Here is an 11,913-nt window from a genome sequence, read left to right as displayed (position 1 = left end):
TTACTTTTTAGGTAATGATATGGTCGTAAGTTTACAAATAGAAATTAAATTGTCATTCGCATCGGTAAGTTTAATATCCCAGACTTGAGTGGTTCGCCCCTTATGAATAACTATTGCTTTTGCATATACGAAACCTTCGCGAATACTTTTTACATGATTTGCTGAAATTTCCAATCCACGAACCGTAACTTCTTGTGCATTTAAGAAAATATAAGATGCTGCACTACCTACGCTTTCCGCAAGAGCTACCATGGCCCCTCCATGTAAAACACCATCAGGCTGAAAAACTTTTGATGTCACCGGCATTTTACCTACCAAATAATTTTCTCCAACATCAACATAAGTAATATCTAAAGTTTCCATCAAAGTACCCTTACAGGTATCATTGCAAATCTTTAGTATTTTCTCTTTATAATCTTCCATGAACTCATTTTATGTAAAATTAACGATTCCTAGAACAACAAAAGCAATGATTAGAAGCACAATTTGAATATTCTTATTAAATTTCATGACTGAACTGCAATTCCTGAAAAAACTCAAATGAATACAACAGAAAAACAAGTTTCATATACCACTAGAAATACCTACGAAACCCTAAATACGCTTACGGCAAAAACAAAAAATGTTTGGATTGTTTTTCACGGGATCGGCTATTTGAGTAGGTACTTCCTCAGGTATTTTAATGCCTTGAATCCAGATGAAAATTATATCATCGCTCCACAAGCACCTTCTAAATATTATTTAAACGGAAAGTATGTGCATGTAGGGGCAAGTTGGCTCACGAAAGAAAATACGGCATTAGAAATGGAAAATGTTTCTAGCTATTTAGATGCTGTTTTTGCTGCGGAACAATTGCCAGAAAACACCAACCTTATTGTTTTCGGCTTCTCCCAAGGGGTTTCTATTGCTTCTAGGTGGACTGTCTTGAATCGCGTAAAATGTAATCAGCTCGTACTTTATGCCGGAGGAATACCGAATGAGATGACTCCTGAAGAATTTAAATTTTTAGAAGAGCAACACACGCAAGTAAAAATTATTGTTGGTACTAATGACGAATACTTAAATGAGGAGCGTATGAAATCTGAGTCCAAAAAAATAGCGACTTTATTTAATAATAAAGCAGAAATCACCACTTTTGAAGGCGGACATGAAGTGAGAAAAGAAATTATTAATAATTTAGTCTAAATGAAAACCAAAGCCATTACACTAGAAAACGATGTTGTAAAACTCACACCACTGAGCTTGGAAAATTTTGAATACCTCTACCCAATTGCCGAACAGCCTAAATTAGTACAGTATTCTCCATCTGCGATTGAAAAACATGATGAGTTAGAAAACTATGTGAAGATTGCTTTAAAGCAACAGGAGGCCAAAACTAGTATTCCGTTTATTGTTTACGACAAAAGAATAAGCAGCTATGCCGGCAGTACTCGTTTTATGAACATCAATTGGAAAAACAAAACGCTAGAGATTGGATCTACATGGATAGGCCGAGAATTTCAGGGTACTGGATTAAACACACAAATAAAAGCCTTAATGCTCCAGTATGCGTTCACAGAACTAGATATGGAAAAGATCGAATTTAGAATAGACGAGCGCAACGTTGCCTCCCGTAAAGCGGTAGAAAAATTAGGCTGTATTTTAGAAGGCGTCTTACGTAAAAATGTATACTTATTAGATGGATTTAAACGCAACACGTGCTGTTACGGACTCCTAAAGGAGGAATGGATTGATAATAATTTGAAAAACTCGCTTTAAAAACAAAAGTTAAATAATAAAATCTAGGAATCAAGAACAAGAATCAAGTTGCAATTAAAGTATACTATCAGTTCGAGTAATCTAGCAAACCTTATTGGAACCCTTATAATTTTAGTTTTGAGACTTCATCAACAGATAGCTTTCTTCCTTCTTCAAAACCTAAATAGTCATCATCACCAAATTTCTCTGACCAGAATCCGTCTAAGACATTTTCATTTATAATCTTGTACACCACAACCCCCTTAAAGGTTTTAGGTCTGTTTTTTAATTCTCCACGATAGGAAAAGTTAATGACTAAAACGTCATCCTTAAAGAATCCTTTTCCCGTTTGTGTTTGCTCACCTCCTATCGTCCAAATAGCATCTACACGATTTTCACTCGTTACAATTAATCGTAAATAACCGGTATAACCAGATTGGTCTCTGTCTTGATTAAAACCTATAATTTGGTATATCCCTTCTAGTTTTTTGATTGCCATAAAAATAATTAACACCTATTTATCACAAAGTAATGGAAGAACTAGGCTTGGTTCCTGTTAAAATTAATTTTATTAAAATGCTTTTGATTTTTGAAATAATCGAAAATAGGTTTACCTAATGAGTTTGGAATGAAACACTGAAATTTGATAGTTCATGGAGGCATAGCTTTTTATAAAATTTTATTATCTCTTAAAAACTCAATGCTTTTTGCATTTAATTTATGGGTTGGCTGTTCAATATAAGAATTAGGATGCTCCTTTTTTTGCTCTCCTATCCAAATTTCTATTTCTTTCTCCGTCATAAAATAATCGAAATAATCTTCGGGCTGTACTACTACAAAAATCATCAAAGGATAATAGTTATACCCTGTAAGATAGATTTGTATTTTATTTTCCTCCTCGTTATCATCAACAGACCAAGTACCATCAAATCCTTCTACTATTTCATCGTCAACATTATTTTCATAATAAATTTTTAATCCCCCTCGATTATGATTCATCTGCCTAAATCCAAGAAGCGGAACTGAATTGTTATGAAAGGTAGAAGAAGTTCTTGCAATACCAGAAGTATCAACTTTTATCAATCTAGAACCACATAAACCAAAAAATGAACTGGTCCAGATTTCATCTTGACCATTAGCTTCATTGTATTTTACAGCAACAATACCTTGGTAAGTATTAGGTAAAATAATAGTTTGCCTATAAGGCCTCCAAACATACCAAGAAATTAATGCCACATATATGAAGGGTAGCGCTATGAGTAAAACATCTAATAATTGTAGTGCTCTCTTATTCCAAGAAAAAATGAAGGATGCTTCTTTAAAGAAATATTTTAACACTAAAAAAATTAACAAAAGCAATACGCCTAAAATACTAATTGGCCATAAATTGCTAAAAACATAACTGACAGCCAATAAAATACCGAAGATCAGGTAGTAAATTCCAGTATTCCGTAATCGTTTCATCGCGTTAAATAAGATACTTATTATATTAGTTTTCGTATAATTTATTAATGATAAGAAAAAAATATTAAAAAAAATTACTCTTCAGTTGCAGCAACCTCGTAGTATTTAATTTTACGGCTGATAAATGTATTGTCTGGGGTTATGATTTGTTTGACCCAATTGCCCTTTTCACCATGATCATACTGATAAATATATTCTTTTACACCTACTAATTTACCATGCTGCGTTTTTACTTCGGTAAGCATACCTAGCGCATTATAGCTATAGGTTTTTAATTCTTTTGAGAAGAAAGCATTTGTACTCGTATCGAAATCAAAAAAGTTCTCAGAAATTAATTTATCATTCTGATTAAAAATTTGCTCCAGAGCTTTTGAAGGCTTGCCTTCTAAAAATTCTTTTGTTAACTCAATACGCTGTACACCTTTCGTTTTTGTCTTACGCTCTGATACTCGCACTGTTTTTTGTACTTCATTATTTATTGTATAGGTAGTTGTTGCTTCTCCTTTATCTGTAGAATAAGCCACCATTGTACTCTCAATACCGTTATCATTGTTCCGCTTAATTTCTACCAGCTTATCTTCTGCATCGTAGAAATACTCATATTGATCTAAAAACTCTTTGGTATACGAAATTATTTTTTCGGTGATTTTTTTACCCGAAGGAATAGTATCGCTACTATAAATATTAGCAATGGACGTGCTTTTATCAAAAGCACCATCACGATAGTTTTCTACACGCTTTTCACTTATTTCCCCATCTACGAATCGGTAGTAGGTAATATCATAATCGGCGTCATTATATCGTGTAGTAAGTTTTGTAAGTACTCCCTTTTCGTTAAAGTTGAATTCTTCCTTTCCATAATCCGTAATAACCAAACAGGTCTTCACTTTTCCTGACAAATCAAAATCAGCAATCGTAAAAATTTTTGCCTTTTGTGCGCTTGCAGTCAAAGCAACAAACATAAAAGTTGGCACCAGAAAAGTTCTCAACATTTTTAAAGGGTAGTTTTTTATCATAATACAAATTTAGTAGTTATTCTATGAAAAGCATTTAGAGAATATTAATTTATTGTGATAATTCTTAAATTATGAACTGTAATGACAATAAATAACAGAAGAGGGGTGCTCTTTAATTTTAAACCCGGTTGCTAGAAATTACAACGAAAAAAAACTCCAACTAGTACAGTTGGAGTTTTCTTCTTATAATGTTTCTTAAAAAGCTCCCGACTTGCATCGGGATAAGCTATTTACACTTTTTCGTTTGCAACGAAAATGGCTCACTGCTTACTTAACTTCTTCGAAGTCTACGTCTTCTACGTTATCACCTTCAGCTGATTCTGCACCTGCAGCAGCATCTGGTCCTGGAGCAGCTCCTTCTTGTCCTTCAGCTTGCGCTTTGTACATTTCTTCAGAGGCAACTTTCCAAGCTTCGTTAATCTTATCTAAAGCAGGAGTAATTACAGCGATGTCTTTAGACTCGTATGCTGCTTTTAATTCCGCTAAAGCATCTTCAACTGGTTTTTTCTTATCATCAGATAATTTATCACCAAATTCAGTTAACTGCTTTTCTGTTTGGAAGATCATTCCATCAGCTTCGTTTAATTTATCAGCAGTTTCTTTCGCTTTTTTATCAGACTCCGCATTAGCTTCCGCTTCTGCTTTCATTTTCTTGATTTCTTCTTCTGTTAAACCTGAAGAAGCTTCAATTCTAATATCCTGAGTTTTGTTAGTCGCTTTATCTGTTGCTGATACTTTAATAATACCGTTCGCATCAATATCAAAAGTTACTTCAATTTGAGGTGTTCCTCTTTGTGCTGGTGGAATACCATCTAAATGGAAACGTCCGATGTTTTTGTTATCTGCCGCCATAGGTCTTTCACCTTGTAAAACGTGAATTTCTACTGATGGTTGATTGTCTGCTGCTGTAGAGAATACTTGAGATTTCTTAGTAGGAATCGTTGTATTCGATTCTATCAGCTTAGTCATTACACCACCCATAGTTTCAATACCTAATGATAATGGAGTAACATCTAATAACAATACATCTTTAACATCACCAGTTAACACACCACCTTGGATTGCAGCACCTACCGCTACAACTTCATCAGGGTTAACTCCTTTTGATGGTTTTTTACCGAAGAATTTCTCAACAGCTTCAACAACCGCAGGGATTCTTGTAGAACCACCTACTAAGATAATTTCATCGATATCACTTTTAGATAATCCTGCACTTTTCAATGCTGTAGCACAAGGCTCGATAGTTCTTTTTACTAAATCGTCAATCAATTGATTAAATTTAGCCAAAGTCAATGTACGAACTAAATGCTTAGGTCCACTAGCAGTAGCCGTTACATATGGTAAGTTAATTTCTGTTGAAGCAGAAGAAGATAATTCAATTTTCGCTTTTTCAGCAGCCTCACGTAAACGTTGTAAAGCCATTGCATCATCACGTAAATCTATATTTTCTTCACTTTTGAATTCATCAGCTAACCAATCAATAATTTTTTGATCAACATCATCACCACCTAAGTGTGTATCACCATCTGTAGCCAATACTTCAAAAACGCCATCTCCTAATTCAAGGATAGAAACATCATGCGTACCACCACCAAAATCAAAAACAACAATTTTTTGATCTGTATCTTTCTTATCCATACCATATGCTAAAGATGCAGCAGTTGGTTCGTTGATAATACGTTCTACAGTTAAACCAGCAATTTCACCAGCTTCTTTTGTTGCTTGTCTTTGAGCATCATTAAAGTAAGCAGGAACAGTAATTACCGCTCTTGTTACCGTTTGACCTAAATAGTCTTCTGCAGTTTTCTTCATTTTCTGAAGAATCATTGCAGATAATTCTTGTGGCGTATATAAACGACCATCAATATCTACTCTTGGAGTATCATTATCTCCTTTTACTACCTTATAAGGTACTCTTTTAGCTTCTGCGCTAGATTCAGAGAACTTGTTCCCCATAAAACGCTTAATAGAATAAATCGTTTTAGTTGGGTTTGTAACTGCTTGTCTTTTTGCAGGATCTCCTACTTTAATCTCTCCACCTTCTACAAATGCGATAACTGACGGTGTAGTTCTTTTTCCTTCTGCGTTAGGAATAACTACAGCTTCATTACCTTCCATTACAGAAACGCAAGAGTTTGTAGTTCCTAAATCAATTCCTATAATTTTACTCATCTCTTATTATATTTAATTATTAGTGCTTTTTATATTCTCTTACTATTTGGCAAACAATATGCCAAGAGAACAAAACTGACAGGTTGTCATTTTTATAATCAAATGATCATTAAACGAGGGCTTAATTTACCATAGCTGACATAATTAAACCTATAATGTGATTTTGTTGCTGCAACAATTTCAGCCTTTTACAGACAACATTTCATTTCATTGTGCCGCATCCCTAAGACTTCGCTCCTTTTTATCCATTTCCATGCTTTACTCCAAGTTCCCACCAAAGCCGATGACACCCTTGATTGTCCAATTTTGAGATTTAAACAATCTACTTCTCTCATTAGTTTACTTTTTGATGCGGACGGAATTTCAAACAAATTGCCTTGAACCTAATGTTCTAGGATACGTCCTAAAAGATGTACATCTCCTTTTTATCCCGAAAGCCTATCCTATATATAAGCTGTAATGCCTTTTTAGCTTCTTGCAGTAATACCAAGGTATCGTTCGTAGGAACATTTGGTCTAACCGCAACACTATTGAAGTATTGCCTGTCTTTATTTCGATGATAATTAGTGGTAACAAAAACCTGTAATGCACTTGTGCAAGAACGCTGCGCACGTAAAAAGTTGCATCCCTATTACCAATAAGCTCTTGATTTCAATTTAAAGCTGGTTCTAAATAATGCGCAGCGGGACTATTTGCTTCGATACTTCAGGTGCATGTCACTTTTCTGCTTTTTTAATTTTTCTGTGAAAAAATAGTTCCATAAAGCAAGAATATGGATATACCCCTAATTAATGGATATGATCCTTAAATAAATAAATTTAGAGATTGTGAAATTAGTCAGTACATTTACCTCTGAAAGTTGTATTTATAACAAAATATTTATGGAGTCAATCAGTACTTTTGATATGCTTAAAATTGGGGTAGGACCATCAAGTTCACACACCCTAGGACCTTGGCGTGCTGCTGAAAAATGGATTGAAGAATTACAAACCGATGAAAAATTTTTAGATGTTGCAGAAATAAACGTATTTATTTACGGTTCTTTATCTCTTACAGGTAAAGGCCACGCTACCGATTATGCTGTAATGTTAGGCCTATCTGGGCAAGATCCTGAATATATTCCTATTGAACAGATCTCTAGTATTGTACAACGCATCAAAGAAGAACAAAGAATTGAATTTGGAGGAAAACGCAACCTTCCTTTTAATCCTGAAAAAAATATCATTTTCAAAAAAGAGTTCCTCCCATTTCACGCCAATGGAATGAGGTTTGAAGCCACTTTATACACGGGTGAAAAAATTGAGAATACTTATTATTCTATCGGAGGCGGATTTGTAGTAAAAGAGGAGCGAAAAAGAGCCAAGAAAAATATTGAAATATTTAAAGCTTTTCCTTTCCCAGTGAGAAATGGAGTAGAATTATTGGACTTCTGTTCAAAAGAAAATAAAACTATTTCAGAAATTGTTTTAGAAAACGAACGCTCTTTGCGTACCGATGCGGAAATAGATCACGAATTACATCGCATTTGGGATACGATGCTAGAATGTATGTATATTGGATGCCATACCGAAGGCTCTTTACCTGGCGGCCTAAATGTACGAAGACGTGCTTTTGATATTCACAAAAAATTAAAAGATAGCGAACCCTATACCACACCACAGGAATGGCTTTCTGCGATACGAAAAACTGAAGTTAAATTCAGACAAATATTACAATGGGTAAGCTGTTTTGCTTTAGCCGTTAACGAAGTAAACGCTTCTTTAGGACGTGTAGTTACCGCACCTACAAATGGTAGTGCCGGGGTTATTCCGTCAGTACTTATGTACTATTTGGTCATTGAAGACCATAAAGCAGGTTTTGAAGAAATTAAAAAATTCTTATTGGTATCCGGTGAAATTGGAAGTATCTTTAAAAAAGGAGCAACTATTTCTGCGGCCATGGGTGGCTGTCAAGCAGAAATTGGTGTATCGTCTGCAATGGCTGCAGGGGCCTTAACGGAATTATTGGGTGGTACTCCCGAACAAGTATTAATGGCTGCAGAAATTGCAATGGAACATCATTTAGGCTTAACTTGTGACCCCATTGGTGGTTTGGTTCAAATACCTTGCATTGAGCGGAATTCTATGGGAGCCATTAAAGCGATTAATGCTGCGGAATTAGCTCTAGGCTCTGACCCTAAAGACGCTAAAGTTCCTTTAGATAAAGTAGTGCAAACCATGTGGGAAACTGCAAAAGATATGAGCTCTAAGTACAAAGAAACCTCTGAAGGTGGTTTAGCCGTAGGTGTTTTCTTGAGTGATTGTTAAATTAATTAATATTAAAAAAAAGAAACATGGCAAAAAGTAAAGATGCGAAGAAGAATGTAAAAAAGGAGCCCCTAAAAACGGCTAAAGAAAAAAAAGAAGAAAAAAGAGCTAAGAAAAAGTAATAGCACCATAAAATCTCTGAGAGAATAATTCTTCAGAGATTTTTTTTGTGATTAACTTTCATGGAAAAAATAAATACTTGCATAAAATTTTTAATTTTATTTTAAATAATTTTAAAACATTTTCTTGTTACTTCGCATTAAAAATGCTGAAGAATGGATAGATTGGAATATATTGAACGTGAACTTTCAGGTTTAAGAGAACAGCTAAAATCTCATGCGCTTTACAAGAATCTTAAAAACTTAAATGATGTTAAGATCTTTATGGAAAATCATGTTTTTGCTGTTTGGGACTTTATGTCACTATTAAAAGCATTACAAATTGATTTAACTACGACCACTACACCATGGATTCCCAGAAAAAACGCCACTTTAGCGCGCTTTATCAACGAGATTGTACATGGCGAAGAAAGTGACATCAACGAAGTAGGAGAACCTAAAAGCCATTTTGAAATGTACTTAGAGGCCATGAATCAAATTGGCGCAAGTACAACCACCATCAAGTCCTTTATAAAAACTATCGAAGCCGGTACTCCTATTGAAGAAGCATTAGCCCTACTACGCATTGACTCATCCGTTTCAGATTTTGTTTCCTTTTCTTTTGATTGTATCAACACTAAAAAAACACATGTCGTTGCTTCTGCCTTTACTTTTGGCCGAGAAGATGTAATTCCAGATATGTTCTTCGAGATCTTAAAACAAGCTGATAAAGAAAATACCGAGTATAATAAATTAAGATACTACTTAGAGCGCCATATAGAATTAGATGGCGACGAACACGGTCCGCTTTCCTTAAAAATGATTTCAGAATTGTGCGGTGATACTACTACCAAATGGGATGAAACATTAGTAGTTGCTAAAGAAGCGCTACAGAAACGCATTGAACTTTGGGATGGCATTAATCAATTAATTCTGAAACAAAAAGAAGTATCCGTAAATTAAGAGTCTAAAATGGAATATCGCATTGAAACCCTTCTAGATAAAAAATTGGTAGGAAAACAACGAACTATGTCATTTAACAATGATAGCACTGCTGCACTTTGGGGGAGTTTCATGCCACATAAGAAATTGATTTTAAACACTAAAGGTTCAGACTTATTTAGTTTGCAAAAATACCCTAAGGTTTTTAACTATCAGGATTTTGACCCTAATGCGCTATATCTAAAATGGGCCGCTATAGAAGTCACCCATTTTGATCTGGTTCCTAATTCATTGGAAACCTATACACTCAAAGGCGGATTGTATGCTGTTTTTAAACATGTAGGCACTGCCATGGAATTCAGAAAAACTTTCGATGCTATTTTTTTAGAATGGCTTCCAAATTCGGAATATGAAATTGATGATCGAGAACATTTTGAGTTACTTGGAGCAAAATACAGCAATACCGACCCTAACTCCGAATCCGAAGAAGAAATTTGGATTCCGATTCGGTTAAAAAGCTACCTTTAATCTAACAACTATATATGAAGTCTCTTTGATCAAGAGACGTTATATTGTTAAAACCTATACCCCATACGTATCTGTAAATTTACCGCAGCATCGCTTTCATCCTCAAGATACCCGGCTTGTTTTGCAAAGGTATATTGGTACCCAATACCTACACCAACTTCATAGGTGAAATGATTTCCAATATTTCTTCGAATCCCCCAAGTGGGAACAATCGAAATATCACTGATTATACGAATATTATCATAATTAGAAATAACAAACCAATCCGGGTGATATGATGTTTTAAGACTTATAAAATTTCCACTATTTCCATCTATCCTTCGTGATTTCCCTACTCTCTTATTTAAATTATAATAGAGCCTAGGCTCTAAAGTAAGTACAGGCGTTACTAAAAAACCTGTACGATCATAATAATCGCCTCCCCAGATTCCTGAATCAAATCCTACTTCTGATCTTAAAGCAATTGTGTTCGATAATTTTGATTCATTATGCACCCAAACCCCTAAAAAACCTGTTTGTATCCCATAGGTAGATGCTTCCACACTTGCTGCCTGAGAAAACCCATGTAAACTACACACGAATAAAATTGTACACGCTAAAAACTTTTTCATTTTTCTATAATTTGTGGTGGTTATACTAATTTGAATAGGATCACCAATAATTGTGCCGATTTTAATCTACATCAATTTTGCGCAACACTTAGAAGTTGGTTTATTTTTTAAAGAAAAATTTGAAACAGAAATACAACAAGCTCCTATAAACGAATCAATTTCCTTACTTTTAACCCACCAAATAAAAGAACTAATGTCTGTTGCAAAAAAAGAATACAAAAGAGTGACTGTGAAATCTCTTGTAGAGATGAAAAAGAACGGTGAAAAAATTTCAATGTTAACAGCCTATGATTATTCTATGGCCAAAATTGTTGATGCTGCAAATGTTGATGTTATCCTTGTTGGAGACTCAGCAAGTAATGTGATGGCGGGTCACGAAACAACCTTGCCAATTACCTTAGATCAAATGATCTATCATGCATCATCTGTGATTAGAGCTGTAAACAGAGCTTTGGTTGTAGTAGATTTACCATTTGGGAGCTACCAGAGCGATCCTAAAGAAGCCTTGCGTTCTGCTATTAGAATCATGAAAGAAAGCGGTGGCCATGCCGTAAAACTTGAGGGTGGTTTAGAAATTAAAGAATCTGTAAAAAGAATACTAAATGCAGGGATCCCTGTAATGGGGCATTTAGGGTTAACGCCACAATCTATATATAAATTTGGCACCTATACGGTACGTGCTAAAGAAGAGGAAGAAGCTAAAAAATTAAAAGAAGATGCTTTAATGCTTGAAAAGGCAGGATGTTTTGCTATAGTTCTAGAGAAAATTCCAGCTACGTTGGCTAAAGAGGTTGCTGAGCTTGTAACTATTCCTGTTATAGGTATTGGTGCTGGTAACGGTGTTGACGGTCAAGTTTTAGTAGTTCATGATCTTGTTGGACTTACCCAAGAATTTAACCCTAGATTTTTACGTAGGTACATGAACTTATATGAAGAAATGGGAAAAGCTATTTCAGATTACGTCTCTGATGTAAAAAGTAGAGATTTCCCTAGTGATGATGAACAATATTAATTTAGTGTATTAGCTATTTGAGTCTTT

12 protein-coding genes and 1 pseudogene are annotated in these 11,913 nt (G+C 34.8%); 6 read left to right on the top strand and 7 right to left on the bottom strand.

Annotated features, from left to right (window positions below; genetic code table 11):
* The gene (locus GQR94_RS17500) at positions 1 to 423 is read right to left on the bottom strand and encodes a PaaI family thioesterase (protein WP_158977568.1); all 423 of its coding nucleotides are present in this window, start codon (positions 421 to 423) and stop codon (positions 1 to 3) included.
* A 117-nt stretch (positions 424 to 540) separates the two neighbouring features.
* On the opposite strand from GQR94_RS17500, the gene GQR94_RS17495 reads away from it, so the two are divergent.
* Positions 541 to 1,185, top strand: coding sequence for an alpha/beta hydrolase (locus tag GQR94_RS17495; protein ID WP_158977566.1), 645 nt, complete (start codon positions 541 to 543; stop codon positions 1,183 to 1,185).
* Entirely contained in the window at positions 1,186 to 1,758 is a 573-nt protein-coding gene (locus GQR94_RS17490; RefSeq protein ID WP_158977563.1) for a GNAT family N-acetyltransferase, read from the top strand.
* 103 nt (positions 1,759 to 1,861) lie between these two features.
* Here the strand turns inward: GQR94_RS17490 and GQR94_RS17485 are convergent, their stop codons facing one another.
* From GQR94_RS17485 to GQR94_RS22975, 5 genes and pseudogenes are all read right to left on the bottom strand, one after another.
* A complete protein-coding gene (locus tag GQR94_RS17485) occupies positions 1,862 to 2,236 on the bottom strand; it encodes a hypothetical protein (RefSeq protein ID WP_158977560.1) in 375 nt (124 codons plus the stop codon).
* 170 nt (positions 2,237 to 2,406) lie between these two features.
* A complete protein-coding gene (locus GQR94_RS17480) occupies positions 2,407 to 3,201 on the bottom strand; it encodes a hypothetical protein (RefSeq protein ID WP_158977558.1) in 795 nt (264 codons plus the stop codon).
* A 74-nt stretch (positions 3,202 to 3,275) separates the two neighbouring features.
* Complete coding sequence (locus tag GQR94_RS17475) at positions 3,276 to 4,217, bottom strand: hypothetical protein (RefSeq protein WP_158977555.1); 942 nt, start codon at positions 4,215 to 4,217, stop codon at positions 3,276 to 3,278.
* Positions 4,218 to 4,484: 267 nt separating this feature from the next.
* Positions 4,485 to 6,389: a molecular chaperone DnaK gene (gene dnaK, locus GQR94_RS17470; protein ID WP_158977552.1), complete on the bottom strand. Its 1,905-nt coding sequence runs from the start codon at positions 6,387 to 6,389 to the stop codon at positions 4,485 to 4,487.
* 403 nt (positions 6,390 to 6,792) lie between these two features.
* A pseudogene (locus tag GQR94_RS22975) lies at positions 6,793 to 6,945 on the bottom strand (hypothetical protein); the annotation flags it as partial.
* Positions 6,946 to 7,270: 325 nt separating this feature from the next.
* Here GQR94_RS22975 and GQR94_RS17465 point away from each other — a divergent pair.
* The 3 genes from GQR94_RS17465 (at position 7,271) to GQR94_RS17450 (ending at position 10,263) form a co-directional block, all read left to right on the top strand.
* Positions 7,271 to 8,695: an L-serine ammonia-lyase gene (locus GQR94_RS17465; RefSeq protein WP_158977549.1), complete on the top strand. Its 1,425-nt coding sequence runs from the start codon at positions 7,271 to 7,273 to the stop codon at positions 8,693 to 8,695.
* Between the two features lie 275 nt (positions 8,696 to 8,970).
* Positions 8,971 to 9,756, top strand: a complete 786-nt coding sequence (locus GQR94_RS17455; RefSeq protein ID WP_158977547.1) for a DUF3050 domain-containing protein — start codon at positions 8,971 to 8,973, stop codon at positions 9,754 to 9,756.
* 9 nt (positions 9,757 to 9,765) lie between these two features.
* A complete protein-coding gene (locus tag GQR94_RS17450) occupies positions 9,766 to 10,263 on the top strand; it encodes a GyrI-like domain-containing protein (RefSeq protein ID WP_158977544.1) in 498 nt (165 codons plus the stop codon).
* 47 nt (positions 10,264 to 10,310) lie between these two features.
* Here GQR94_RS17450 and GQR94_RS17445 read toward each other — a convergent pair whose 3' ends face one another.
* Entirely contained in the window at positions 10,311 to 10,874 is a 564-nt protein-coding gene (locus tag GQR94_RS17445; RefSeq protein ID WP_158977541.1) for a hypothetical protein, read from the bottom strand.
* 193 nt (positions 10,875 to 11,067) lie between these two features.
* On the opposite strand from GQR94_RS17445, the gene panB reads away from it, so the two are divergent.
* The gene (gene panB / locus GQR94_RS17440; protein WP_158979666.1) at positions 11,068 to 11,886 is read left to right on the top strand and encodes a 3-methyl-2-oxobutanoate hydroxymethyltransferase; all 819 of its coding nucleotides are present in this window, start codon (positions 11,068 to 11,070) and stop codon (positions 11,884 to 11,886) included.
* The last annotated feature ends 27 nt before the right edge of the window (positions 11,887 to 11,913 follow it).

Origin of the sequence: Cellulophaga sp. L1A9 (genome assembly GCF_009797025.1) — a bacterium.
GTDB lineage: Bacteria > Bacteroidota > Bacteroidia > Flavobacteriales > Flavobacteriaceae > Cellulophaga.
This window is presented reverse-complemented; position numbering and strand designations above follow the sequence as displayed.

Excerpts from the sequence above, each read along its gene's own strand:
- GQR94_RS17500 (WP_158977568.1), bottom strand. The coding sequence starts at position 423 with ATGGAAGATTATAAAGAGAAAATACTAAAGATTTGCAATGATACCTGT.
- GQR94_RS17490 (WP_158977563.1), top strand. The coding sequence starts at position 1,186 with ATGAAAACCAAAGCCATTACACTAGAAAACGATGTTGTAAAACTCACA.
- GQR94_RS17475 (WP_158977555.1), bottom strand. The coding sequence starts at position 4,217 with ATGATAAAAAACTACCCTTTAAAAATGTTGAGAACTTTTCTGGTGCCA.
- GQR94_RS17455 (WP_158977547.1), top strand. The coding sequence starts at position 8,971 with ATGGATAGATTGGAATATATTGAACGTGAACTTTCAGGTTTAAGAGAA.
- GQR94_RS17480 (WP_158977558.1), bottom strand. The coding sequence starts at position 3,201 with ATGAAACGATTACGGAATACTGGAATTTACTACCTGATCTTCGGTATT.
- panB (WP_158979666.1), top strand. The coding sequence starts at position 11,068 with ATGTCTGTTGCAAAAAAAGAATACAAAAGAGTGACTGTGAAATCTCTT.
- GQR94_RS17465 (WP_158977549.1), top strand. The coding sequence starts at position 7,271 with ATGGAGTCAATCAGTACTTTTGATATGCTTAAAATTGGGGTAGGACCA.
- GQR94_RS17450 (WP_158977544.1), top strand. The coding sequence starts at position 9,766 with ATGGAATATCGCATTGAAACCCTTCTAGATAAAAAATTGGTAGGAAAA.
- GQR94_RS17485 (WP_158977560.1), bottom strand. The coding sequence starts at position 2,236 with ATGGCAATCAAAAAACTAGAAGGGATATACCAAATTATAGGTTTTAAT.
- dnaK (WP_158977552.1), bottom strand. The coding sequence starts at position 6,389 with ATGAGTAAAATTATAGGAATTGATTTAGGAACTACAAACTCTTGCGTT.
- GQR94_RS17495 (WP_158977566.1), top strand. The coding sequence starts at position 541 with ATGAATACAACAGAAAAACAAGTTTCATATACCACTAGAAATACCTAC.
- GQR94_RS17445 (WP_158977541.1), bottom strand. The coding sequence starts at position 10,874 with ATGAAAAAGTTTTTAGCGTGTACAATTTTATTCGTGTGTAGTTTACAT.